The organism is Methylocystis sp. S23, assembly GCF_054106005.1.
This window is the reverse complement of the sequence record NZ_CM134185.1, coordinates 2,857,727-2,880,836: the sequence shown is the minus strand read 5'-3', so window position 1 is coordinate 2,880,836 and position 23,110 is coordinate 2,857,727. Positions and strand designations below refer to the sequence as shown.

Annotated in this window: 21 protein-coding genes and 6 pseudogenes; 15 read left to right on the top strand and 12 right to left on the bottom strand. The window is 62.6% G+C overall.

All coding sequences use genetic code 11. The features are described 5' to 3' along the window. Positions 1–59 precede the first annotated feature (59 nt). The 6 genes from mbnB to ACV7JP_RS14115 all read left to right on the top strand — a co-directional run bounded on the left by mbnB (position 60) and on the right by ACV7JP_RS14115 (position 6,363). Positions 60–893, top strand: coding sequence for a methanobactin biosynthesis protein MbnB (gene mbnB / locus ACV7JP_RS14140; protein WP_457796300.1), 834 nt, complete (start codon positions 60–62; stop codon positions 891–893). Continuing rightward, complete coding sequence (gene mbnC / locus ACV7JP_RS14135) at positions 865–1,443, top strand: methanobactin biosynthesis protein MbnC (RefSeq protein ID WP_457796299.1); 579 nt, start codon at positions 865–867, stop codon at positions 1,441–1,443. The genes mbnB and mbnC overlap by 29 nt, the downstream gene beginning before the upstream one ends. Continuing rightward, positions 1,440–2,837 (top strand): methanobactin export MATE transporter MbnM, encoded by a 1,398-nt coding sequence (mbnM, locus tag ACV7JP_RS14130; protein WP_457796298.1) that lies wholly within the window; start codon positions 1,440–1,442, stop codon positions 2,835–2,837. The genes mbnC and mbnM overlap by 4 nt, the downstream gene beginning before the upstream one ends. Continuing rightward, positions 2,834–4,450 (top strand): methanobactin biosynthesis FAD monooxygenase MbnF, encoded by a 1,617-nt coding sequence (mbnF, locus tag ACV7JP_RS14125; protein ID WP_457796297.1) that lies wholly within the window; start codon positions 2,834–2,836, stop codon positions 4,448–4,450. Before mbnM ends, mbnF begins: the two co-directional genes overlap by 4 nt. 286 nt (positions 4,451–4,736) lie before the next feature. Next, the gene (locus tag ACV7JP_RS14120) at positions 4,737–5,447 is read left to right on the top strand and encodes a L,D-transpeptidase (protein WP_457796296.1); all 711 of its coding nucleotides are present in this window, start codon (positions 4,737–4,739) and stop codon (positions 5,445–5,447) included. A gap of 442 nt (positions 5,448–5,889) precedes the next feature. After that, positions 5,890–6,363 carry a VOC family protein gene (locus ACV7JP_RS14115; RefSeq protein WP_457799095.1) on the top strand — a complete coding sequence of 158 codons (474 nt, stop codon included), beginning with the start codon at positions 5,890–5,892 and terminating at the stop codon, positions 6,361–6,363. Positions 6,364–6,853: 490 nt separating this feature from the next. Here ACV7JP_RS14115 and ACV7JP_RS14110 read toward each other — a convergent pair whose 3' ends face one another. From ACV7JP_RS14110 to ACV7JP_RS14080, 7 genes are all read right to left on the bottom strand, one after another. After that, positions 6,854–7,411: a peroxiredoxin gene (locus tag ACV7JP_RS14110; protein ID WP_457796295.1), complete on the bottom strand. Its 558-nt coding sequence runs from the start codon at positions 7,409–7,411 to the stop codon at positions 6,854–6,856. A 28-nt stretch (positions 7,412–7,439) separates the two neighbouring features. Then, complete coding sequence (locus tag ACV7JP_RS14105) at positions 7,440–8,117, bottom strand: DUF2325 domain-containing protein (RefSeq protein WP_457796294.1); 678 nt, start codon at positions 8,115–8,117, stop codon at positions 7,440–7,442. A 78-nt stretch (positions 8,118–8,195) separates the two neighbouring features. Then, a complete protein-coding gene (locus tag ACV7JP_RS14100; protein WP_457796293.1) occupies positions 8,196–8,537 on the bottom strand; it encodes an antibiotic biosynthesis monooxygenase family protein in 342 nt (113 codons plus the stop codon). Positions 8,538–8,580: 43 nt separating this feature from the next. Beyond that, entirely contained in the window at positions 8,581–8,982 is a 402-nt protein-coding gene (locus tag ACV7JP_RS14095; protein WP_457796292.1) for a bleomycin resistance protein, read from the bottom strand. Positions 8,983–9,004: 22 nt separating this feature from the next. Next, entirely contained in the window at positions 9,005–9,310 is a 306-nt protein-coding gene (locus ACV7JP_RS14090) for an antibiotic biosynthesis monooxygenase family protein (protein ID WP_457796291.1), read from the bottom strand. 53 nt (positions 9,311–9,363) lie between these two features. Continuing rightward, positions 9,364–9,651 (bottom strand): hypothetical protein, encoded by a 288-nt coding sequence (locus tag ACV7JP_RS14085; RefSeq protein WP_457796290.1) that lies wholly within the window; start codon positions 9,649–9,651, stop codon positions 9,364–9,366. Next, positions 9,590–10,030 (bottom strand): TonB-dependent receptor plug domain-containing protein, encoded by a 441-nt coding sequence (locus ACV7JP_RS14080; RefSeq protein ID WP_457799094.1) that lies wholly within the window; start codon positions 10,028–10,030, stop codon positions 9,590–9,592. The genes ACV7JP_RS14085 and ACV7JP_RS14080 overlap by 62 nt, the downstream gene beginning before the upstream one ends. Before the next feature lie 334 nt (positions 10,031–10,364). Between ACV7JP_RS14080 and ACV7JP_RS14075 the strand changes: the two genes are divergently transcribed. The 5 genes and pseudogenes from ACV7JP_RS14075 to ACV7JP_RS14055 form a co-directional block, all read left to right on the top strand. Continuing rightward, entirely contained in the window at positions 10,365–10,649 is a 285-nt protein-coding gene (locus ACV7JP_RS14075; protein WP_457796288.1) for a hypothetical protein, read from the top strand. Further along, entirely contained in the window at positions 10,610–11,281 is a 672-nt protein-coding gene (locus ACV7JP_RS14070; RefSeq protein WP_457796287.1) for a heme/hemin ABC transporter substrate-binding protein, read from the top strand. The genes ACV7JP_RS14075 and ACV7JP_RS14070 overlap by 40 nt, the downstream gene beginning before the upstream one ends. Continuing rightward, positions 11,278–12,347, top strand: a pseudogene (locus tag ACV7JP_RS14065) (FecCD family ABC transporter permease). The gene ACV7JP_RS14070 and the pseudogene ACV7JP_RS14065 overlap by 4 nt, the downstream one beginning before the upstream one ends. Beyond that, entirely contained in the window at positions 12,347–12,556 is a 210-nt protein-coding gene (locus tag ACV7JP_RS14060) for an ATP-binding cassette domain-containing protein (protein ID WP_457796286.1), read from the top strand. Before ACV7JP_RS14065 ends, ACV7JP_RS14060 begins: the two are co-directional and overlap by 1 nt. A 55-nt stretch (positions 12,557–12,611) precedes the next feature. Continuing rightward, a pseudogene (locus ACV7JP_RS14055) lies at positions 12,612–13,684 on the top strand (IS3 family transposase); the annotation flags it as partial. Here the strand turns inward: ACV7JP_RS14055 and ACV7JP_RS14050 are convergent. Both ACV7JP_RS14050 and ACV7JP_RS14045 read right to left on the bottom strand, forming a co-directional pair. Then, the gene (locus tag ACV7JP_RS14050) at positions 13,684–15,753 is read right to left on the bottom strand and encodes a recombinase family protein (RefSeq protein WP_457796283.1); all 2,070 of its coding nucleotides are present in this window, start codon (positions 15,751–15,753) and stop codon (positions 13,684–13,686) included. The pseudogene ACV7JP_RS14055 and the gene ACV7JP_RS14050 sit on opposite strands and share 1 nt — an antisense overlap. After that, positions 15,743–15,961 carry a hypothetical protein gene (locus tag ACV7JP_RS14045; protein WP_457796284.1) on the bottom strand — a complete coding sequence of 73 codons (219 nt, stop codon included), beginning with the start codon at positions 15,959–15,961 and terminating at the stop codon, positions 15,743–15,745. The genes ACV7JP_RS14050 and ACV7JP_RS14045 overlap by 11 nt, the downstream gene beginning before the upstream one ends. A gap of 440 nt (positions 15,962–16,401) precedes the next feature. On the opposite strand from ACV7JP_RS14045, the gene ACV7JP_RS14040 reads away from it, so the two are divergent. Both ACV7JP_RS14040 and mobQ read left to right on the top strand, forming a co-directional pair. Next, positions 16,402–16,617: a hypothetical protein gene (locus ACV7JP_RS14040; RefSeq protein WP_457796285.1), complete on the top strand. Its 216-nt coding sequence runs from the start codon at positions 16,402–16,404 to the stop codon at positions 16,615–16,617. A gap of 138 nt (positions 16,618–16,755) precedes the next feature. Further along, positions 16,756–17,622: pseudogene (gene mobQ / locus ACV7JP_RS14035) on the top strand (MobQ family relaxase); the annotation flags it as partial. 14 nt (positions 17,623–17,636) lie between these two features. Here mobQ and ACV7JP_RS14030 read toward each other — a convergent pair. Then, positions 17,637–17,729, bottom strand: a pseudogene (locus ACV7JP_RS14030) (IS5/IS1182 family transposase); the annotation flags it as partial. Between the two features lie 589 nt (positions 17,730–18,318). Between ACV7JP_RS14030 and ACV7JP_RS14025 the strand changes: the two are divergent. Both ACV7JP_RS14025 and ACV7JP_RS14020 read left to right on the top strand, forming a co-directional pair. Then, positions 18,319–18,537, top strand: a complete 219-nt coding sequence (locus ACV7JP_RS14025; RefSeq protein WP_457796284.1) for a hypothetical protein — start codon at positions 18,319–18,321, stop codon at positions 18,535–18,537. Beyond that, positions 18,527–20,596, top strand: coding sequence for a recombinase family protein (locus ACV7JP_RS14020; RefSeq protein WP_457796283.1), 2,070 nt, complete (start codon positions 18,527–18,529; stop codon positions 20,594–20,596). The genes ACV7JP_RS14025 and ACV7JP_RS14020 overlap by 11 nt, the downstream gene beginning before the upstream one ends. On the opposite strand, the pseudogene ACV7JP_RS14015 reads toward ACV7JP_RS14020, so the two are convergent. Further along, positions 20,596–21,668, bottom strand: a pseudogene (locus tag ACV7JP_RS14015) (IS3 family transposase); the annotation flags it as partial. The gene ACV7JP_RS14020 and the pseudogene ACV7JP_RS14015 overlap by 1 nt on opposite strands. An 89-nt stretch (positions 21,669–21,757) precedes the next feature. Next, a pseudogene (locus tag ACV7JP_RS14010) lies at positions 21,758–22,426 on the bottom strand (IS5 family transposase); the annotation flags it as partial. Between the last annotated feature and the right edge of the window lie 684 nt (positions 22,427–23,110).

Below are 23,110 nucleotides of genomic sequence, written 5' to 3'. Positions count from 1 at the left end.
CCCCGGCTCGCCCGGGGATGGCCATCCGAAATCTTCCTCGCGGCTACGGGGCGCTTGATATGCAAGTCGGTCTCAATTTCACATTGGGCGGAACCCATGAAATGGTTCAGCGCATGATCGACGACGGCCATCTCGATTATTGCGAGCTTCTCATCGACAATTTCCTGCAGGCGCCGCCAGACGACCTGGCGCGGCACTTCCAATGTCCGGTCGGCTTTCACGTCATGTTCTCGAAATATCTGGAAAGCGATCTCGACTTCCTGGAGGATCTGGCGAAGCGGCTCCGCGTTCTGATCGACGCGATGCATCCTCTCTACGTCTCGGACCATATGGCCCATTTCACCCATCGCGGACGACGCCTGTTCCATCTCGGCGAGATCGACTACGCCAACGAATACGATCAGGTTCGCCGTAAGGTCGACATATGGCAAAGGCTCGTCGGCCAGAAGATCTATATCGAAAACTACCCTTCCATCATGGATGGCGGATGGGAAGCTCCGGCCTTCTTCGAACGGCTGACGCGGGACACGGGCGCGGGCGTATTGTTCGACGCCTCCAACGCGGTCTGTGCGTTTCGCAATTGCGGCGCGCCTCTTGAACTGTGGGACAGCGTCATCGCTTCGACGGAGCATTTCCACGTCGCCGGCTTTAATTTGTCGATCATCGAGCCGCACATCACGGTGGATTCCCATGATGGCGACCTCGCCCGGGAGACGCTCGCTTTTCTCGAACGGCGCCGGTCCCTCTTCGACAAGCCCGGCGCCACGATCACCTATGAGCGCGATCACAACATCGACTACGACGCGATCGTTGCGGACGTAAGCCGTCTGCGCGCTTTGTTTTCCAGATCCGGGGAGGAACGCCATGAACCTTGCGTCGCCATTGGAGCCTAGAATCGACGCGGAGCTGTTCGATTGGCTTACGGATATGAGGCCGCAGAAACAAATCCCCCGGGAGTCGCGCGCATTCGTCCGGATCGACGCGAGCCATCGGGCCTATTGGCACGCATTGTTCGACATCTGTCCTCAATTGTTGAAGATCGCCTCCCCCGATGGGCTGGCGATTCTTCGACCGTTTATGAGTTGGGCGCAAACGCAGGATTCGACCTTCGACTGGAGCTTCTATCTCTGGGTCTATCAATGGCTCGAGCAATCCGAGTTTCAAGATCGCGTCGACGAGGATTTGCTGATCACGATGATGGGCGCCTCCGTCGCCCGCTGGGCGAATTTTGATCGCAGTCCCGACTGTGGAATCGTGCTCACGAGCATAAGGACGGACAAGATTGTCATCGCCTGGAAATGCCGAACCGCGTCGGGGCGTCGCGAGGTCGAGATCGTCGAGCTCGAAGAGCCCTTGCCCGAGCCGAGCGCGCCATTCGGCTTTTTCATTACGCCGGAATTCGAATTGCCGGCATTTGCCGGATGGCGGGACATTCCGCGATGAGCGAAACGGGCCTTTGGCGCGGCTTCGCGCCTTTGCTCGTCTTCTACGGCGCAGGCGCGCTGATGGTTCAAATCGACCTCTGCATGATCGCGCCGCTCGGCCCCGGCGCGCCAACCGCCTATCTGACATTGACGCGCGTCGCGGCGCTCGACCTCGTCTCGATGGCGGCCACCGGCGCCGTCGCATCCGTTTTCGTCAGGAAGGCGCGCGCCATCGGTGAGGCGAAGGACGCGGTCGCGCAAATTTCCTGGCTCGCCGCGGCGATCGGCGCCGGAACGGGCGCTTTGGGCTATATTTTTTACCCGGGCCTCATCGTCGCGCTTACGGGACGCGCCGAATTGGCGGCGAGCGCGGCCTCTGCGGCGTTTTGGTTTTCGCTTTCGAGCCCCTGCCGATTCTACGCGAACGCCGGCGCCTTTGCTTTGCTGGCGTTCGGGGACGGCGGCGCGGCGGCGAGATGGAAATTATTTGCCGTGGCCGCCAAGATCGGCTGCAACTATCTCTTCATCAATCTCCTCGGCTGCGGCTTCGCGGGGTGTTTCATCAGCGGTTTTCTCATCGCCGTCCTTTCTTCGATCTGGATCTTTCAAAGACTCGCCGCGCATGGCCTACGCCCGACCATCGGGGCGCCCCGATGGTCGGGCGCGCGATCTTTTCTTCTCGCCTCAACGCTAGAGTCGCAGCGCCTGTTCTGGCCTCAACTCGCCATGAGCGTTTCCGTCGCGCTCTTTTCGACGCCCTTGCTCGGCCACGTGGATTATCGCCGTCTTGACGCTTTCTCGGCCGGACAGATGCTGATCGCCTTCCTGCTGACGCCGATGTCGGCGCTCACCCGATTTTTCACCTTGCGCCTCGCAAATTTGCCGGAGGCCCGAATGTCCGCGTTTACATGGAGGCTTTGGATGAAAGGCGCGCCGCCGATCGTCGCCGCCGCCGCCCTGTTGTTCGTCGCGAGCGAAAGCCTCGGCGCCATATACCGCCAAACGGGTCCATGGTGGTCCGCCCTCGTGGAAGCGCTCGCGCTCTCTCTGCCGATCCGATACGCCACGAATGTCATGCGCGCGGTCCTGCAAGCGCGCGGCGCATTCGCGACGACCGCGGCGGCCGACAGCTTCGCTTCCTGGTCCGTCGCCATCCCCCTGCTTGCGCTCGGCCTATCCCGCAACGATCCCCGGATCGCCTATCTTTCGCTTCTGGCGCCGGAGGCGTGCTGCGCCCTCTGGCTGGCGCAGAAAATGCCCTTCTCCATTTCCCGTCAGGCCGCCCGCATGCTCCGCCGCGTCCGGCGCCCACACGCCGCCAGCCGCGAACGACCTCATTTGGCGGCCAAGCGATCGCCGAAATTCCATGGAGAGTCGCAATTCACCGCCCTTTCCGGAAGGCGCCGCCCATGAAAGCGAGGCGCACCCCCGTCTTGATCGTCGGCGCCGGCTATGCGGGTTTAACGGCGGCGTTGCTGCTCGCCTGGCGCGGCGTTCCCTGCACGCTCGTCGAGCGGCATAAATCCGTTTCGCCGCGGCCGAAGGCGCATGGCCTCAATCGCCGAAGCATGGAGGCGCTGCGCGTCGTGGAGGGGCTCGAGGCCGACTTGTACAAGTTGAGCCGCGCCGCTCCGGAAAATGCGGCGATCATCATCGCCGAAAGCGTGATGGGGCGCGAAATAAGCCGCCTGCTCGAGCCGGGCGCGAAACGGCCGCCGCTTCTTTCGCCCGTCGATATCTGCCACATCGGACAGAACCGTGTGGAGACGACCTTGCTTCGATATGTCCGCGCCCTTGGCGTGGACGTCAGATTTTCGACGGCCGTCGAGCGCCTGTCGCAGGAGGCGGACCAGGTGACGGCGTCGCTGCGCGACCTTGCAAAAGACGAGGCCTATACGCTCGCGGCGGATTATGTCGTCGCGGCCGACGGCGCCAATAGCGCCATCCGCTCCGCGCTTGGAATCGAGATGATCGGCGACGGCGCCGTGTCCCACGCCGTGTCGATATTGTTCGAGGCGGATCTTGCGGCGCCGATGCGCGGACGCGGCACTGTTTTGTATTATTTGAGAAATCCGGCCTTTATCGGCGCCTTCGTCAGTTGCGACGAACCTGGCGTCGGCCAGATCAACATCGAATATGATTCGCGGCGGCAAGCCGCCGCCGATTTTGACGAGAATCGGTGCCGGCAAATGGCGCGCGACGCGCTCGGCATACCCAATCTCCATGTGAAAATCCTGGATCGGATGACCTGGACGATGGCCGCTCAATTCGCCGGACGCATGTCGACAGGGCGCATCTTCCTTGCCGGCGACGCCGCGCATGTCATGCCGCCGGTCGGCGGACTGGCGGGACAGACCGCCATTCAGGACGCCGCCGACATCGCCTGGAAGCTCGCCTTCGTTTACCACGGCGACGCCGGGCCCGCCCTTCTGGAGACATATGAAGCGGAGCGTCTTCCCGTCGCGCAGATGACCGTCTCCTGCCAGATCAGGAATTACGTGGAGCGCCTGCGGCCCGATCGCGACGATCTCCGCTCTCTCTTCGCGGAAGAAGATTATCTTAGCGTCGCCATGGGCTATCGTTACCGCTCGCCGGCGATCGTCCTGGAGACGCCGGACGATCGCCAAAGGGCGGAAAGCCCGCTGCGCCCTTCCGGCCTCCCCGGAACGCGGCTCGCGCATATCCCGCTTCAACGCGACGGGGTGCAGATTTCGACGCATGACCTCGTCGGGCGTGAATTCGCGCTTCTGGCCGCGCCCGGCGGCGATAGATGGATCGACGCCGCCCAATCGGCGTCCCGACAATCCGGTTCGCGCCTCGCGACATACCAAATCGGGGTCGATCTGAAAGACGAAGCCGAGCTATTTTCCGCGCGGACCGGCCTGAGGAACGACGGCGCCATTCTGGTTCGGCCGGATGGCTTTATCGGATGGAGATCGAGGAGCGGTTGCGTCGACCCAGCACAAACCCTGAACGCCGCGCTGCGTCGCATGCTTTGCTTGGAGCGCGCCGCCGAACCGATGTAACCGACCTTCGCCGCGCGCCTTGACCGCCGAAGGTCCGCTTTGGCGCCTTCGGTCGGGAAGGACGGGCCGCTTCCAATCCATCTCCGCGTTGCCGAACGTCCGCTGGCGGGACGGCGGCCTTCGATCACAGGTCGGGTTGTTCAGAAAAAGCCAGCGCGTCGACCTCAACGCCAAGAAAAGCCGACATTCTTCACATTCCCGAAAGCAAGTGATGGCATCTCACGTTCAGCCGGTTTATGCTGGAGCATACTCTGGCCGGCGGCGGGACATGAGGAACTCCAAAATCATGATCATGGACGATGGGATTGCCGATGCCGGCGGAAGAAACGAGGAAGCTCTGCTTGGGCTTCGGTCGGGGCGTCTCAACCGCCGGTCGTTTCTGTTCGGCTCCGCCGCCGGTTTCGGCGCGCTGGGGCTTTCCGGCTGCGTGACGTCCGACGACATGGGCCGCGCCGAGGCGGCGAAGTTTTACGCGGCTGTGCCAAATGAGAAATTCCCGATCCCGGCGGTCGACATTGGCAAGATCGATCCGAAATATTTTCGCCGAACGGTGCGCTACGACACCAAAGAGGCGCCTGGCACGATTATCGTCGATCCCAAGAATTACCATGTTTATCGCATCGAAGGCGACGGATACGCCACCCGCTATGGCGCCAATGTCGGCCGCCCCGGGTTCCTGTGGAGCGGCGAAGTTTATGTCGGGCGCAAGGCGGAATGGCCCATCTGGACGCCGCCCAAGGAGATGATGGCGCGCCAGCCAGAGGCGCGCCAATATGCCCGCGGCATGCCGGGCGGTCTGGACAATCCGCTCGGCGCCCGCGTGCTCTATCTCTATAAGAACGGCGTCTATACGGTCTACACAATCTACAGCACCAGCGACCCCGAGACGATCGGGACCGGCATTACGAGCGGCTGTACCGGCCTCCTCAGTCAGGACATGATCGACCTCTATTCACGGACGCCGATCAAGACGAAGGTGGTCATGCTGCCGGCATAGCCAGCGGCGTCAACACGCCGGTCCAGGCGCCGCCGGCCCAAGGAACAGGGCCGTTCGTTAGGGTCATAGCGATTGTGGGCGGTGGCGGTCGCTTGTCATGTGTCGGCGCCACGCCGCTTCGAACGTCCGTCGCCCAATTGTTCCCCTGATAGCGGTCATTGCAGGACCGCCCGCGAATGTCCGGCACATGCTCGCAGCTCAATGTCAGCTCGTGGCGCATTGCGGTCGCGAGCAAACGGCAGACCGCCGCCCCTGATGAGTCCTTTGCCGGCGACACGATCTTAAAGACGGCAACCCTGCTACCGCTGCAACCTTCAGACGTTTCCGGCGGAACGCCGCATGGCGCGAGAGCGTTCTATGTCTTGGCGCACCGCCGAGGCCGAGTGTGTGGAGAACCCGGGGCCCGGGATCGGCTTCGAAACCGGAAGGACAAGCAATGGCGATTGCCAAGAACACGATCTGCCTATGGTACGACAAGGACGCCGAGGCTGCGGCCCGTTTCTATGCGGCTACTTTTCCGAATAGCTCGGTGGGCACCATTTTCCGCGCTCGCAGCGACTACCCGTCCGGCAAGGCGGGGGACGTGCTGACCGTCGAATTCACGGTCGCCGGCATCCCCTGTCTCGGCCTCAATGGCGGGCCCGCCTTCAAGCACAACGAAGCCTTTTCGTTCCAGATCGCGACCGACGATCAGCAGGAGACCGACCGCTACTGGAACGCGATCGTCGGCAGTGGCGGCCAGGAAAGCGCGTGCGGCTGGTGCAAGGATAAATGGGGCGTCTCCTGGCAAATCACGCCGCGCGTGCTGACCGAGGCGCTAGCCGCCGGCGGCGACGAGGCGAAACGCGCCTTTGAAGCCATGATGGAGATGACGAAAATCGACGTCGCCGCAATCGAGGCGGCGCGGCGCGGCTGATGGTCCCAGATTGCCGTTATTCATTCGCCAAGGGCGCCCTCCTCGCTGGCGCTCGACTTTTGCACGCGGGACCCGTTGAATTCCCGGCATGGCGCCATTCGCGCAAAAGTCATGACCTCTCCACGGTCGTCAACATTCGCACTACCGCGTCCTCGTCGGCAGGAGGCTAGATCGTCAAGTCATACGGCTTCCTCTCGATCGCTTCGTTCGCGCGCCCCGTCATTGCGAGCCTTTTCTCGAAGTCGGGTATACCCGGCTTCGCAATACCGGCGAAGCAATCCAGAGCGTCGCCGCGGCCCCTGGATTGCTTCGCTTCGCTCGCAATGACGGCCGCACGGCGAATGAAACAAACGGAACCGGTATCAGGCCATCTGCTGGCTCCGTCCAGATCGCTTCCCGCTTATCGACGATGCTCCCGGGCCGCGCGTCGTGCGCGGCGGTCAAGGCCATTGGCGCAAAGCAGGCCTGACGGCCAACACCGGCGCGAGAGCTATGCCGCCGGGCTCAAAACCTCGCCGCCGACCGGCCGGTTGCAGGCGCAGAGCGCCTTCGTCTGCAAGGCGTCGAGCACGCGCAGCGTATCCTGCGGGGCCCGGCCCACATCGAGATTGGTGGCGTAGATATGCTGAATGACATTGTCGGGATCGAGGACGAAGGTCACACGATACGCTACCCCTTCCGGCGAACGAACGCCGAGCGCATCGACCAGGCTGCCCTTGGGGTCGGCGAATTGCCAGATGGGCAGCCTGGAAAGATCCTTATGATCGCGCCGCCAGGCGAGCTTGACGAACTCATTGTCGGTCGAGCCCCCGAGAACGACGGCGCCGCGCGCGTCGAAGTCCGAGGCAAGGCGCGCAAACTCGGAGATTTCCGTCGGGCAGACAAAGGTGAAATCCTTTGGGTAGAAGAAAACGATCTTCCATTTCCCCGGGAAGCTCTCCTGCGTGACCGCTTCGAACGCGCTGTCGTCATTTTCGACAATCTCGTTGAAGCCTGGCTTTACGCCGGTAACTTCGAAGGCCGGCAGTCTGTCTCCGATACCCAACATGTCCTTCGCTCCGTTTGGTTGGATTGATTCACTGGCGCGCCGCCGATCTGCATTGCGGCTTCGCTTCGCGCACGATCGAGCGGACAGCGCGCGTAAACGCCGCGGCGCCTGCGCTCGACAGCGGCGCGTATGGGACGCCATGGCTGTCGCACAGGCTTTTCACAGTATCGACAGCGCTGTGGCTGACACAGTCTATCGGGAAAAAGACCGCGTCTGCGCGCCTGACGAGCTGACCCAGGATTGCAGGACTGTCCTCGAGGCCGCCATCGTGATGGATCAGCAGCCCGTTTAGATCGGAAATCCATTCCTTCAATCGGTAAATCGTACGCGGGCGTCCTCCGACATAAAGCAGACATCGGCCGCATAGATCCCGTGGCGTGTCGGCGTCGTCGGCGGAGAGCGCGCAAATGGCCGCCTGCTCTTCCACCGGCGGAGATGCATGGCGTTCGCCGAGCGCGGCTCTTTCGCCATAATGGAGGCGCTGAAGCTGCTCCGCCCGCTCGTTAAGCCGATCGCACTCCGTGGAGAGCCGGGTCGCTCGCTCGGCCAGCCTTTGATTCTCGGCATGAAGGGCTGCGTTCTCGCGTTCCAGGGCGCCGCAACGAAGCTGCCGCTCGTCGGCTTCAAATGCGCCGCGCAGTCTTTCCAGCTCCTGCCTCAGTCCTTTTGCCGTTGGCAACCTCAATTCCGCCTCCTCGGTCAGCAAACGCGCCGCCTTTGTCGAGCGTCGAAGCTCCATGCGTTTCCACTGGAACCCAAAACGGGCCGATTGATCGGCGAAGCCCTATTCGGGCGTCTTGCGCGTGTAGTTGGGATTTTCCTCGACAAGCACGACCTCGAATCCTTCGAACTCGGGACCGCCTATATAGAGGTCCCGGTTCTGACCGGCGTTCTTATGCGCTTCCCGAAAATGCTCGGAACGCGTCCAGTCAATGAAATGCTGTTTCGTCTCCCAGAGGGCGTGCGACGAATAGAGCGTGTAATCGTCTCGCTCCGGGCCCCTGAGCAAATGAAAGACGATAAAGCCGGGCCGTTCGTGAAGTCTCGACTGGCGCGACTTCCAAACATCCTCGAAGGCCTGCTCCCGTCCCTTGACGATCTTGAATCGGTTCATTGCGATAAACATGCATTCGCTCCCTTCGATCCTTCATTGCTCATTCGGCCATCGCTTATGGCTTATGGCTTATGGGCGCGCCGAACTGGATCAGGTTTCGGTCGATGTCGAAAAATCCGCCCTGCCGCATGCCCCAGGGCCTGTCCGCAACGGGTATGATTTGCGCTCCCGGTTCATTTGTCGGAAAGGCGGCGGACAGCGCGGCGCTGGTCGCGTCCGCGTCGACGACGCGCAGGAAGGCGCCGGCGTCGTTTTCCTTCGGATCGAGGTCGGGGCTCGGAAAGAAATGGAGCTCCACCCAATCGGAACGCGCGATCACATAGCCTCCGCCCTCCGTGATTTCGACGATCTCGAAGCCCAACATCCGATAGAATGTCGCCGTCGCCGCAAGATTGCGAGCGGGCAATATGGGCGCGACGCAAGTGCGTCGATCGAGCGGAACATAGGGTCCGAACATGAGCGCTCCCCGCCTCCGATTTTCACTGCGGATTGGTTCGCGGTATCATCGCGTCGAACTCCTCCAGCCGGGAGCGCTCCGGTCCCTCGGCGGCGGACCACTCCCGCTGTCCGGCCCAGGCGCATCTCCACGCCAGGAAGCTCTCTTCATTCACCCATACCGTCAGCGACATATAGACGACGCCGGACTCGGTCGCGCGTCCCTTCGTGAAGCGGTAGGAGATGAAGCCCGGCGCCGATTGGAAGCTCGATTGCTTCAACGCCCAGAGCTTCTCGAAAGCCGCCTCATGCCCGCTGAACACCTTGAGTTGCTCGGACGCCATGAACATTGCTGGTCTCCTTTTCGTGTTGTCGCCGCCGCATCCCCTGGCTCATGTCACTTTCAATTCACCGCGAACTTGCCTCCCAGCGAGAACCTCACCGTCAATCCGGGGCTCGGCGCGCTGTTGCGAAATTGCATGTAGTTCCGGTCCGTCGCGTTGGAGACCAGCACGTTCGCGAAGATTCTGTCATTCCGGTCGTAATTCGCGAACAGATCCACATAATCATACGACCTTCCGGCGATCGCAATATTGACGGGAAGCCCGGAGACCAGCGGCTGGCAGCGATTATTCGCGTCCGCGTAAGCATAGAAGTCGCAATTCCTGCCGCCGACGATCGTGTAGCGCACGCCGGCGGTCAGGGCGTTGTTTTGCAGTCCGAATGTTCACCGCGGCGCCAGGGTCGTTCGCCTGCTCCTGGACCGTGACGCTCGGCGCCTCGCGGAGCACTTCCGAGATTGTTGTCGTCTGGAAACGCTCAATATAGCTGCGATTGACGACGGTCGTGCCGCCGAGCGCCTGCACCGCCTTTTCAGGCGTCCTTTTCGTGGTGACGGCGGGCGTTTCGAACCGCTCGATTCCGCTGTTCTGGAGCTTTCGCGCGGCGCGGCCGATTTCGATCGTTGGCAGAGTCTGCTGCGCGGCTGCGGACGAAGCCAGCGCGGCGAATGCCGCGGCGGATATGGCGCGCAGCGGCGCCGAGCGCCCGGGTCGACACAAATGACACATTGAAGAAGCCCTCCAGCCAGGAACGCCTTGTGATTTGGCTGGCTGGCTCGGCGCGCGGCCTTGCTGGCTGGCTTTCGCCTCAGACGGCGACATTGGCGAAGCGTAGCGACGGCGCCGGAGCCTTTCAATTGGAAAATCGCTCGACAATCTTAGAATTTTTCCAGATTGTTACTACGGAATACTAAGTTTGGAACGTTTTCAACGAGCATCCTGAAAGTATTCCAATGAACCGTCAGACATATTGACGTTCAGACCGAGGCGCGGAAGTTTTGCGCGACGACTGAAGGCGCGCGGAGCCGCCGCCGACGACCTGTTCCCACGAAACGAGGCGATCATGCGCGAAAAAGGCAAACACGGAAGATGGCGCGCGCGCCTGACGGCATTCCTCGGCGCGGCGCTCGGACTTGCAATCCTGTCGATCGCGGATGCGCGCGCGGACGAACGTATCGTCTCCGTCGGCGGGGCCGTGACGGAGATCATCTATGCGCTGGGTCGCGACGCCCTTATCGCCGCCGTCGACACGACCAGTCTTTATCCGCCCGAAGCGCTGAAGACCAAGCCGAATGTCGGCTATATGCTTTGTCGGCCGAAGGCGTTCTGTCGGTCAGACCGTCGCTGATCGTTGCGGCGGAGGGAGCCGGACCGCCGGCGGCGCTGATGAGCCTGCGGGAATCCGGCATTCGGCTGGCGACGATTCCAAACGAGGCGTCGCCGGCCGGCGTCCAGCGTAAAATTCTCGCCATCGGCGAGTTGATCGGTTCGAGCGAGGGCGCGCGCATGCTCGCCAAGGAAGTCGACGCCCGCTTCACGACGCTTGCGGCGCTGCGCGATCGTATCGAGAAGCCCAAGCGCGTGCTCTTCGTGCTTTCCGCGTCGGGCGGTCGGACGATGATTGGCGGCAAGAGCACTTCCGCCGATGCGATCATCGCTCTCGCCGGCGCGATAAACGCCGCCGCGTCGATCGAAGGGTTCAAGCCCATGAATGACGAAGCGATTGTCGCCGCCGCGCCGGACGTCGTGCTGATGATGCGCCGGGAAAATGCATCGGCCCGCGACCTGATGGCGACGCCGGCCTTCGCCGCCACGCCCGCGGGCAAGGCCCAAGCCGTAGTGGAAATGGACGGCAACTATCTCCTCGGCTTCGGGCCGCGTGCGCCCGACGCGGCGCGCGATCTCATGGCGGCGCTCAATCCCGAGATGAAGCTGCCGCCGCCGCCGCCCGGAAACGCAAATCACGGCCACGAGCCATGAGCGTGACGACCGTCGATCTGCAGGCTCTTCAGCAAATGTCGGCGAGACGCCGCCAAGCGGTCGCCGGAATTCTTTTGCTTGGGTGCCTCGGCGTCCTGTCATGTTTCGTCGCGATCGTCATGGGCGCCGTCCCTATCGCGCCGCGACGGGTGCTGGAGATTCTCCTGGAGGCGGATTCGTCCCAGGGCGCCGGAAGCCGCGCCTATGACGCGAATTTAATCCTGAACATCCGCCTGCCGCGCGTCATGCTGGGCTTCGAGGTCGGCGCCGCCCTTGCCGTCAGCGGCGCGCTCACGCAGGGGCTGTTTCGCAATCCGCTCGCCGACCCCGGACTGATCGGCGTATCGAGCGGCGCCGGATTCACCGCCGCCGCGACGATCGTGCTGGGCGGTCAAGGGATTTCGAGTCTCATGGGCTATTCCGTCGCATTGCCTTTCGGCGCCTTTGTCGGCGGCCTCTCTTCGACGCTCGTGATTTATGCGATCCCGACGCGCCGCGGGCGAACCTCCGTGGCGACGATGCTTCTCGCGGGCGTCGGCTTCGGCGCCTTTTGCGGCGCGCTGACAGGTCTCCTCGCGACCAGCAACTTCGGGATCTGACCTTCTGGTCGCTGGGCAGCCTTAATGGCGCGACCTGGCCCAAGACGATGACGGTCGCGCCGATCATCCTCCCGCTCGCATGCCTGACGCCGCTCCTTGGGCGAAGCCTGAACGCGCTCGCGCTCGGCGAGGCTGAGGCGTTTCATCTCGGCGTCCGCGTGCAGCTTATCAAGACTCTGACCATCGGACTTGTGGCGCTCGCCGTCGGGTCAAGCGTCGCAAGCGCGGGCGTCATCGGCTTTGTCGGCATCGTCGCGCCTCATACGATCCGCCTGCTCGTCGGTCCCGACAATCGGCTCTTGCTGCCCTTGGCCGCCTTGCTCGGCGGCGCGCTGCTCGTCAGCGCCGACATGGCCGCTCGCACGCTGGTCGCGCCGGCGGAGCTTCCGCTCGGCGTCGTGACCTCGGCGGTCGGCGCCCCTTTCTTTCTGTGGCTGCTGTTGACGCGCGCCCGGGGGCTGCTCTGATGGAGGCGTTTCTCGAAGCTCGGGCGCTGTATTACGCCATCCGACAGATCCCTATTGTCGACGATGCGACGATCTCGCTCATGCCGGGGCGTCTCGTTATCGTCGTCGGCCCGAACGGCGCCGGGAAATCGACGCTCCTGAAACTTCTGTCCGGAAAACTGCGCCCCACCTCGGGAGAGCTGGCCCCGGAAATTCGGACAGTGAGATAAGTGGATTTTCTGCCTGACGGCGGCGAGGATTCTCGCCGCGAATCAGGAGCATTCGATGACGAAGCGGAGCCGCCGGACGCATTCTTCGGCGTTCAAGGCGAAGGTGGCGTTGGCCGCCATCAAGGGAGAGAAGACGTTGGCCGAGCTGGCGCAGCAATTCGACGTCCACCCGAACCAGATCACGACGTGGAAAAGCCAGCTGCTCGAGGGTGCGGCCGGCGTTTTCGGGCAGGATAAGGCGGAACCAAGAGAAGCCGCCGTCGATTTGAAGGGGCTTCACGCGAAGATCGGCGAACTGACGCTGGAGAACGATTTTTTGTCCGGCGCGCTCACAAAAGCGGGATTGCTGAGCGCAAAAAGATGATCGACCGCGATCACGATCTTTCGATCGCCCGGCAGGCGAAGGCGCTGGGGGTCGCCCGCAGCTCCGTCTACTACAAGCCGCGGCCGGTTACGGCCGAGGACCTCGAGCTGATGCGCCGCCTCGACGAATTGCATCTCGAACATCCTTTCGCCGGCGCGCGGATGCTGCGCGATCTGCTGCGGCGCGAGGGCGTCGCCGTGGGTCGCCGGCATGTCGCGACGCTGATGAAGCGGATGGGGATCGAGGCAATCTATCGTCGTCCGAACACGAGCAAGCCCGCGCCGGGACACAAGGTTTACCTATATCTGCTGCGCGGCGTGAAGATCGAACGGCCGAACCAGGTCTGGGCGACGGACATAAGTTACATCCCGATGCGGCGCGGCTTCGTCTATCTCACGGCGGTCGTCGACGTGTTCAGCCGACGCGTGCTGGCGTATCGCGTGTCGATCACGATGGAGGCGGCGTTCTGCGTCGAGGCGCTCGAGGAGGCGCTGGCGAAATACGGCAAGCCGGAGATTTTCAACACGGATCAGGGCAGCCAGTTCACCAGCCTCGACTTCACCGGCGTGCTGCTCGATGCGAAGATCGCCATCAGCATGGATGGGAAAGGCGCCTGGCGCGACAATGTCTTCGTCGAGCGGCTGTGGCGCAGTGTGAAATACGAGGAGGTCTATCTCAAGGCCTACGACAATGTGTCCGAGGCGCGCGCCTCAATCGGCGGGTATCTGGCTTTCTACAACCGCGCATCAGAACACCCATCTCTCTATGTTATTGAAGGGAATAGGCTTTGCTGGCCGCGGTCTGGTCCCGCGGGGTATCTGGCGTTACGACGTGCTCTTTCGACGATCGATCTGGCCGCTTCAGTCGCAAGCGCCGCGCGCGCGAATATCCAGGGTCCATCTGGCAAAGGCCGTCGGGCTTCAATCTCGCCGACTTCGGCCGCCAGTCGGAGGGTCTTGGGCGTGACCTTCAATAGGCGGGCGGCATCGGAGAGGTTAAGCCAGGGCTCGATGCCATCCTCAGCGGCCTCGAACACTGGGATGCGATGGTGCGAGCGCAGCGAGGTGACGCGCTCGCGGGTCCAACGGTTGCCGTGGCCAGTCTTGAGGCCATTGCGGTTGAGAAGGCCGGCTATCAGATTGTCGCTGGCGATCAGCACCAGCTCGCGTACGGCGGCGATGATGTCAGCGGGTGTGCTGTTGCGCTGTCCGCGTCGGCGCTTCGGTAAGCGAAGTTCGCTGTGAACGCCACCTGCCCAGTGGACGGCGATAACGATCTCGGAAGCATCGTCGTCGATATCGGCCACGACCTCGTGGATCAGCGTTCGCACGATGCGCTTCTTCAACCGCGCGTCCGTCGTCGGGGCTGACCAGACTGTTTTGAGGTTCGCTCCCAGCAGGGCAAGCGCGGGCGGGTCGATCGTCGGTGTCGGAGAAACCGCCTCATGCGCGACGATCTTGCTTTCAACGTCGGCGACGCGGACAAGGGCCTGATTCCAGCGCGCCTCGAGTTCGCCGGCGACCAGCCGATTGGCGGGGTCGGCGGCGTCATACTGCCGGAAGGCGCGGTCGGCGGCATAGCGCGCCGCTTCGAGATCGCGACCAAGAGCGTCGCGCACCTGATCCCGACGCTCGGCAGCCTCCTCGGCCGCAGCGACCGATGCGGCAATGGCGCCGGGGCCAACAACGCCAAGAAGCGCTTCCTCGATTGCATCGTCGACGCGCAAGCCCCCGAACGCGATGCAGCGCGGCTCGCCATTATCCATCCAGCCGCGCGAGCAGTTGTAACGCGGGATATGATGCCGCATGCCGCTATAGCGTAGCGTCAGTTTGCGCCCACAGCGGCGACAACGGATCAGGCCGGCGAGCAAGGCGTCGCCATGTTTGGGCGCGCCGTGATGCCGGCTCGTTGGAATGTTGCTGGAAACCATGGTGCGGATCGTTTCGAACCTCTCCCAGCTCACATAGCCGTCGTGGGCGCCGGGCTTCAGCGCAAGCCAGTCGGCGCGTGCTTTGCGGCGGATTTGCGCACTGGCGCCCTTCGCGCCGTATCCCATCGTTGCGGCCGTTCTACCATAAGCATAGGCGCCTCCGTAGACCGGGTTTTCGACCATCCTGTGGAGGGTGGCGTAATTAGGCCGTCGCCAGGCTGTCTCGCCATCCCTCTGCTTCACGGGAAGCTCAAGGTCCTGCTGATGGAACCAAAGCAACGCCTGTCGCGCGCTGCCGAGCTCCTCGATTTTGTCGAAGACCAGCGCGATTGCCGCTTGCACACGCCGATCCGGATCCTTCTCGTATCGGTCGCCGGCCTTCACGAAGCCCACCGGAGCCGCAACGACGAGTTCGCCGCGCCGGGCCTTAGCATAACGGGCGGAAAGCGAGCGCTGGCGTAGAAGATCGAGCTCGTATTCGTTGAGGCTTCCTTTGAGCCCAAGCAGCAGACGATCATTGCCGTGCCGAGGCGCGTAGATGGTCTCCTGATCGACGAGCACGGTATCGACGACGCGGCACATCTCGATTAGTTGTTGCCAATCCCGGCTATTACGGGCGAAGCGCGAGACTTCGCGGGCGCAGACGGCGCCGACCTTGCCGAGGCAGACCTCGGCGACCATTCGCTCGAAGCCGGCGCGCTGCACGCTGCCGGCCGCCGAGCGGCCAAGGTCCTCATCGATCACTTCGATCTCGGTGAAGCCCAGCGCCGTCAGCCGATCTCGCATGGCGTATTGTAAGGCGCCACTTTCGCGGTTGTGCAGCACTTGGTGGGCCGAGGATTGGCGCACATAGAGGATCGCCTTGCGCTCCAGATGATGAGGGCCGATCTTATCAGTGCTCATGGCCGGCTCCCTTCGTCGTTGTTTGCGTATGCGATAGGATCAGCCGCTTCATCAGGCTGATCAACGCTTCTCGCGCATCCTCCGGCAGGTCGAGCCAATTGGGTGCGCCGGCGGCCGCTACCCCGCGTGAGAATAAATCCATCTGCTGTGGAGGGAGGCGCCGTTTGCGCCGATCCCCGCTTGCCGACGCCGTAGTCTTGCGCACCATGGGTCTCTCCCTGATTCTGGTCGTGAGAGACTCCGCTGGGAACCCGGGCATTCGATGATGGTGCCGTGTTCTTCAACACCTGATCTAGCAGCGCGGATAACGCGCTGAGCGCTTGCAGACTAACGACCGGGACGGAGGAAAAGCGTACGTCGGGCGCGCATGCAGCGCGATCAAACATCCATGCGGGGATCTCGAGCCACCGCTTGACGTCCGAGCCGTCGACTGAACACCGGAATACGCCGCCATCCGTCTTATCAATCGCTGCGTGGATGAAGACCTCACGCCCGAACCACGGATGGAGTCGATATAAAACCTCCCTGCAAGCGATCTTGTGGGTGTTCTCAAGCCTTCTTCTATAATGGACGGCGCCCGCATTCGAGCCTTGACGGGCGCACGCCCGACGAGGCCTACTTCGGCAAAGAGGAAACGGCGATGGCCGCATGATTGCCGCCGCCGATTTTGTCGCAGCTTTGGTCGGGCTACGCCCTCCCGACGCCGCGACAAAATCGAAGAACCCCGCGTTCAGCAAACCCGGCAGGAATCCACTTAACTTCCGCGGGGCGCTGTTCAAACAGCCGGAGCCAGCTCTTCAGTTCCGCATCGAAGTCCCGTGGCTTGCGCATCGTCGTCTCCATAATCTATCGATGGAGCGATGATAGTTGAGCGCCTGCCGCAATGCTGTATGGTTGCCGGGACGGGCTGAAACGGCGCGAGCAGTCCCGAGAAATTAGTTCCGAGGGCGCGCTTATACGTCGTTCCGACGTGCGCTTCGCTGTGATGATGTTCGGATCGCGATGGCGATCTATCATCTTCACGTCAAGGTCATCGGCCGCAAGGCCGGCTCCAGCGCGGTGGCCTCCGCCGCCTACCGCTCGGCCTTGCGGCTGCGCGACGACCGGCTTGAGCGCAGCCACGACTTCTCCAACAAGCGCGGCGTCGTCCATTCCGAGGTCATGCTGCCGGAGGATGCATCCGAGCAATGGAGCGACCGCGAACGGCTATGGAACGATGTCGAGGCGTTCGAGGTCAGGAAGGACGCACAGCTTGCCCGCGAGGTCGAGTTCGCCCTTCCGCGCGAGATGACGCAAGCACAGGGCATCGAACTCGCCCGCGACTTCGTGCAGGCGGAGTTTGTCGATCAGGGCATGATCGCCGACCTCAATGTGCATTGGGACATGGCCGAGGACGGGACGCCTAAGCCTCACGCCCATGTCATGCTGACCATGCGATCCGTGGACGAGAACGGCTTCGGCCAAAAGGCGCGCGACTGGAACGCTACCCAGATGGTCGAGCGTTGGCGCGAACGCTGGGCGGAACTAGCCAACGATCGCCTGGCCGAACTCGACATCGACGCGCGCATCGACCATCGCAGTTTGGAGGCGCAGGGCATCGCGCTGGAACCACAAAGCCAAGTCGGCGCACCCGCGCAGCGGATTGAAGGCGAAGGGATCGAAGTCGCCGACCGCGCGGAAATGCACCGCGAGATCGCCCGCAACAACGGCGCACGGATCATCGCCGATCCTTCGGTGGCGCTGGACGCGATAACCCACCAGCAATCGACCTTCAAGCGGCGCGACATAGCGATGTTCGCGCACCGGCACAGCGACGGAATAGAGCAGTTCAACGCAGTCATGGGTGCGATGCGGAGCGCGCCCGATCTAGGTCCTGTGGACAGTTACCTTAGCCAGAGGACGATGGCTGCGATGGTGACGACGGCGAGGTAATTCCTCGCTGTCTTTTCATATCTGGTTGCCACGCGCCTGAATTGAGAGCTGGCTCCGGCTGTTTGAACAGCGCCCCGCGGAAGTTAAGTGGATTCCTGCCGGGTTTGCTGAACGCGGGGTTCTTCGATTTTGTCGCGGCGTCGGGAGGGCGTAGCCCGACCAAAGCTGCGACAAAATCGGCGGCGGCAATCATGCGGCCATCGCCGTTTCCTCTTTGCCGAAGTAGGCCTCGTCGGGCGTGCGCCCGTCAAGGCTCGAATGCGGGCGCCGTCCATTATAGAAGAAGGCTTGAGAACACCCACAAGATCGCTTGCAGGGAGGTTTTATATCGACTCCATCCGTGGTTCGGGCGTGAGGTCTTCATCCACGCAGCGATTGATAAGACGGATGGCGGCGTATTCCGGTGTTCAGTCGACGGCTCGGACGTCAAGCGGTGGCTCGAGATCCCCGCATGGATGTTTGATCGCGCTGCATGCGCGCCCGACGTACGCTTTTCCTCCGTCCCGGTCGTTAGTCTGCAAGCGCTCAGCGCGTTATCCGCGCTGCTAGATCAGGTGTTGAAGAACACGGCACCATCATCGAATGCCCGGGTTCCCAGCGGAGTCTCTCACGACCAGAATCAGGGAGAGACCCATGGTGCGCAAGACTACGGCGTCGGCAAGCGGGGATCGGCGCAAACGGCGCCTCCCTCCACAGCAGATGGATTTATTCTCACGCGGGGTAGCGGCCGCCGGCGCACCCAATTGGCTCGACCTGCCGGAGGATGCGCGAGAAGCGTTGATCAGCCTGATGAAGCGGCTGATCCTATCGCATACGCAAACAACGACGAAGGGAGCCGGCCATGAGCACTGATAAGATCGGCCCTCATCATCTGGAGCGCAAGGCGATCCTCTATGTGCGCCAATCCTCGGCCCACCAAGTGCTGCACAACCGCGAAAGTGGCGCCTTACAATACGCCATGCGAGATCGGCTGACGGCGCTGGGCTTCACCGAGATCGAAGTGATCGATGAGGACCTTGGCCGCTCGGCGGCCGGCAGCGTGCAGCGCGCCGGCTTCGAGCGAATGGTCGCCGAGGTCTGCCTCGGCAAGGTCGGCGCCGTCTGCGCCCGCGAAGTCTCGCGCTTCGCCCGTAATAGCCGGGATTGGCAACAACTAATCGAGATGTGCCGCGTCGTCGATACCGTGCTCGTCGATCAGGAGACCATCTACGCGCCTCGGCACGGCAATGATCGTCTGCTGCTTGGGCTCAAAGGAAGCCTCAACGAATACGAGCTCGATCTTCTACGCCAGCGCTCGCTTTCCGCCCGTTATGCTAAGGCCCGGCGCGGCGAACTCGTCGTTGCGGCTCCGGTGGGCTTCGTGAAGGCCGGCGACCGATACGAGAAGGATCCGGATCGGCGTGTGCAAGCGGCAATCGCGCTGGTCTTCGACAAAATCGAGGAGCTCGGCAGCGCGCGACAGGCGTTGCTTTGGTTCCATCAGCAGGACCTTGAGCTTCCCGTGAAGCAGAGGGATGGCGAGACAGCCTGGCGACGGCCTAATTACGCCACCCTCCACAGGATGGTCGAAAACCCGGTCTACGGAGGCGCCTATGCTTATGGTAGAACGGCCGCAACGATGGGATACGGCGCGAAGGGCGCCAGTGCGCAAATCCGCCGCAAAGCACGCGCCGACTGGCTTGCGCTGAAGCCCGGCGCCCACGACGGCTATGTGAGCTGGGAGAGGTTCGAAACGATCCGCACCATGGTTTCCAGCAACATTCCAACGAGCCGGCATCACGGCGCGCCCAAACATGGCGACGCCTTGCTCGCCGGCCTGATCCGTTGTCGCCGCTGTGGGCGCAAACTGACGCTACGCTATAGCGGCATGCGGCATCATATCCCGCGTTACAACTGCTCGCGCGGCTGGATGGATAATGGCGAGCCGCGCTGCATCGCGTTCGGGGGCTTGCGCGTCGACGATGCAATCGAGGAAGCGCTTCTTGGCGTTGTTGGCCCCGGCGCCATTGCCGCATCGGTCGCTGCGGCCGAGGAGGCTGCCGAGCGTCGGGATCAGGTGCGCGACGCTCTTGGTCGCGATCTCGAAGCGGCGCGCTATGCCGCCGACCGCGCCTTCCGGCAGTATGACGCCGCCGACCCCGCCAATCGGCTGGTCGCCGGCGAACTCGAGGCGCGCTGGAATCAGGCCCTTGTCCGCGTCGCCGACGTTGAAAGCAAGATCGTCGCGCATGAGGCGGTTTCTCCGACACCGACGATCGACCCGCCCGCGCTTGCCCTGCTGGGAGCGAACCTCAAAACAGTCTGGTCAGCCCCGACGACGGACGCGCGGTTGAAGAAGCGCATCGTGCGAACGCTGATCCACGAGGTCGTGGCCGATATCGACGACGATGCTTCCGAGATCGTTATCGCCGTCCACTGGGCAGGTGGCGTTCACAGCGAACTTCGCTTACCGAAGCGCCGACGCGGACAGCGCAACAGCACACCCGCTGACATCATCGCCGCCGTACGCGAGCTGGTGCTGATCGCCAGCGACAATCTGATAGCCGGCCTTCTCAACCGCAATGGCCTCAAGACTGGCCACGGCAACCGTTGGACCCGCGAGCGCGTCACCTCGCTGCGCTCGCACCATCGCATCCCAGTGTTCGAGGCCGCTGAGGATGGCATCGAGCCCTGGCTTAACCTCTCCGATGCCGCCCGCCTATTGAAGGTCACGCCCAAGACCCTCCGACTGGCGGCCGAAGTCGGCGAGATTGAAGCCCGACGGCCTTTGCCAGATGGACCCTGGATATTCGCGCGCGCGGCGCTTGCGACTGAAGCGGCCAGATCGATCGTCGAAAGAGCACGTCGTAACGCCAGATACCCCGCGGGACCAGACCGCGGCCAGCAAAGCCTATTCCCTTCAATAACATAGAGAGATGGGTGTTCTGATGCGCGGTTGTAGAAAGCCAGATACCCGCCGATTGAGGCGCGCGCCTCGGACACATTGTCGTAGGCCTTGAGATAGACCTCCTCGTATTTCACACTGCGCCACAGCCGCTCGACGAAGACATTGTCGCGCCAGGCGCCTTTCCCATCCATGCTGATGGCGATCTTCGCATCGAGCAGCACGCCGGTGAAGTCGAGGCTGGTGAACTGGCTGCCCTGATCCGTGTTGAAAATCTCCGGCTTGCCGTATTTCGCCAGCGCCTCCTCGAGCGCCTCGACGCAGAACGCCGCCTCCATCGTGATCGACACGCGATACGCCAGCACGCGTCGGCTGAACACGTCGACGACCGCCGTGAGATAGACGAAGCCGCGCCGCATCGGGATGTAACTTATGTCCGTCGCCCAGACCTGGTTCGGCCGTTCGATCTTCACGCCGCGCAGCAGATATAGGTAAACCTTGTGTCCCGGCGCGGGCTTGCTCGTGTTCGGACGACGATAGATTGCCTCGATCCCCATCCGCTTCATCAGCGTCGCGACATGCCGGCGACCCACGGCGACGCCCTCGCGCCGCAGCAGATCGCGCAGCATCCGCGCGCCGGCGAAAGGATGTTCGAGATGCAATTCGTCGAGGCGGCGCATCAGCTCGAGGTCCTCGGCCGTAACCGGCCGCGGCTTGTAGTAGACGGAGCTGCGGGCGACCCCCAGCGCCTTCGCCTGCCGGGCGATCGAAAGATCGTGATCGCGGTCGATCATCTTTTTGCGCTCAGCAATCCCGCTTTTGTGAGCGCGCCGGACAAAAAATCGTTCTCCAGCGTCAGTTCGCCGATCTTCGCGTGAAGCCCCTTCAAATCGACGGCGGCTTCTCTTGGTTCCGCCTTATCCTGCCCGAAAACGCCGGCCGCACCCTCGAGCAGCTGGCTTTTCCACGTCGTGATCTGGTTCGGGTGGACGTCGAATTGCTGCGCCAGCTCGGCCAACGTCTTCTCTCCCTTGATGGCGGCCAACGCCACCTTCGCCTTGAACGCCGAAGAATGCGTCCGGCGGCTCCGCTTCGTCATCGAATGCTCCTGATTCGCGGCGAGAATCCTCGCCGCCGTCAGGCAGAAAATCCACTTATCTCACTGTCCGAATTTCCGGGGCCAGCTCTTTGTTTGAGCTTGCTGAAGCAGCACTCCACGAGATGACGCTGGGCATAGTGATGGGCGTCGAGCGGATGCTTTATGGCGCGGGATGGGTTGTTGGGAATGACCGCCTTCGCGTTCTTGGCTGCGATCGCATGGCGGAACGCGTCTGAATCGTAGGCTGTATCGGCCATGACGAGGTCCGCTGGCAGACCTTCGACAAGCGCAAGGGCTTGCGGTGAGTCGCCCGACTGGCCGGCGGTGAGGTGAAAGCGAACGGGACAGCCCAGGCCGCGCACGGCGAGATGGATTTTGGCGCTCAGGCCGCCGCGCGAGCGGCCGATGGCCTGATTTTGAGCCCCCTTTGCGCCGCTGGCGTGCTGATGCGCCCGGACGATTGTGGAGTCGATGATCAGATATTCAAAGTCGGGATCGTCGGCCAGGGCCTTGAACACCCGCAACCACACGCCCTTTGCGCTCCAGCGGCTGAAGCGTCGAAACACGCTGTTCCACTCCCCAAAGGCCTCGGGAAGGTCGCGCCAAGGCGAACCCGTGCGCACCAGCCACAAGACGCCTTCCACGAACATGCGATTGTCGCGCCCAGTCGACCCGCACTGATCCGGGCGGCCGATGATCAAATCAGATATCCGGGCCCAATGCCGGTCCGTGAGAACCAGTCGTTCAGAGACGCCCAAGGCTTCCTCCACAAAAGAAGCCTTGAATCACGACGTCGCCGATTCGGGAATCGCTCAAGAGTCCACAGGACCTAGAACTGCTTGGCAATACTTTGGGTTCTCGACGTCTCGGCGCGGCCGTTTTAAGTCAAAGCTATGTGCCTCGGTTCCCATTCTCTTGACCTCCGTCGGCATTCAACGTCGCCAGCCTACGGCGCTTGCTTCTATATTAAAGAGGTCTAGGTTCTCGGCATCGTCGGGAATCCTGAAACGTAGGCCCGCCGGGTTGCCTCTGGCTGGGCGGCTCGTTCTGTTTCGGACCTATTGGACGGTTTCCTGGCATGCGGCCGGCGTCGAGTTCAACGAGCGCGACTGGTCGATTGGGCGCGGCTGGAAAAATAGGCTGCTCGCCGAGCACGCGCGCGTATATATGATTGATATATTTAGAAAATATGTTGGAACGCGTTCGACCGGCAGACGGTTGGAGAGATACGGAACATCTATAGAACATACTGTGGCGAGGAATGAGTCATGCGGTCCGCGAAACAGAAGGTCTTGCGCGAGACGCGAGACGCGCTCCTCGTCATGCATGAGTTGGGATCGGCGTTGCGACGATCATGGAGGCCAACCGAAAATGAGCCCCTGCCTCCCAGCATGGCGCTCCTTTTGATGCAGCTTGCTTTGGCGGAGGTTGTGCACGCCGCC

Excerpts from the sequence above, each read along its gene's own strand:
- mbnB (WP_457796300.1), top strand. The coding sequence starts at position 60 with ATGCAAGTCGGTCTCAATTTCACATTGGGCGGAACCCATGAAATGGTT.
- mbnC (WP_457796299.1), top strand. The coding sequence starts at position 865 with ATGAACCTTGCGTCGCCATTGGAGCCTAGAATCGACGCGGAGCTGTTC.
- mbnM (WP_457796298.1), top strand. The coding sequence starts at position 1,440 with ATGAGCGAAACGGGCCTTTGGCGCGGCTTCGCGCCTTTGCTCGTCTTC.
- mbnF (WP_457796297.1), top strand. The coding sequence starts at position 2,834 with ATGAAAGCGAGGCGCACCCCCGTCTTGATCGTCGGCGCCGGCTATGCG.
- ACV7JP_RS14120 (WP_457796296.1), top strand. The coding sequence starts at position 4,737 with ATGATCATGGACGATGGGATTGCCGATGCCGGCGGAAGAAACGAGGAA.
- ACV7JP_RS14110 (WP_457796295.1), bottom strand. The coding sequence starts at position 7,411 with ATGTTGGGTATCGGAGACAGACTGCCGGCCTTCGAAGTTACCGGCGTA.
- ACV7JP_RS14100 (WP_457796293.1), bottom strand. The coding sequence starts at position 8,537 with ATGTTTATCGCAATGAACCGATTCAAGATCGTCAAGGGACGGGAGCAG.
- ACV7JP_RS14095 (WP_457796292.1), bottom strand. The coding sequence starts at position 8,982 with ATGTTCGGACCCTATGTTCCGCTCGATCGACGCACTTGCGTCGCGCCC.
- ACV7JP_RS14090 (WP_457796291.1), bottom strand. The coding sequence starts at position 9,310 with ATGTTCATGGCGTCCGAGCAACTCAAGGTGTTCAGCGGGCATGAGGCG.
- ACV7JP_RS14080 (WP_457799094.1), bottom strand. The coding sequence starts at position 10,030 with ATGTGTCATTTGTGTCGACCCGGGCGCTCGGCGCCGCTGCGCGCCATA.
- ACV7JP_RS14075 (WP_457796288.1), top strand. The coding sequence starts at position 10,365 with ATGCGCGAAAAAGGCAAACACGGAAGATGGCGCGCGCGCCTGACGGCA.
- ACV7JP_RS14060 (WP_457796286.1), top strand. The coding sequence starts at position 12,347 with ATGGAGGCGTTTCTCGAAGCTCGGGCGCTGTATTACGCCATCCGACAG.
- ACV7JP_RS14050 (WP_457796283.1), bottom strand. The coding sequence starts at position 15,753 with ATGAGCACTGATAAGATCGGCCCTCATCATCTGGAGCGCAAGGCGATC.
- ACV7JP_RS14045 (WP_457796284.1), bottom strand. The coding sequence starts at position 15,961 with ATGGTGCGCAAGACTACGGCGTCGGCAAGCGGGGATCGGCGCAAACGG.
- ACV7JP_RS14040 (WP_457796285.1), top strand. The coding sequence starts at position 16,402 with ATGATTGCCGCCGCCGATTTTGTCGCAGCTTTGGTCGGGCTACGCCCT.
- ACV7JP_RS14025 (WP_457796284.1), top strand. The coding sequence starts at position 18,319 with ATGGTGCGCAAGACTACGGCGTCGGCAAGCGGGGATCGGCGCAAACGG.
- ACV7JP_RS14020 (WP_457796283.1), top strand. The coding sequence starts at position 18,527 with ATGAGCACTGATAAGATCGGCCCTCATCATCTGGAGCGCAAGGCGATC.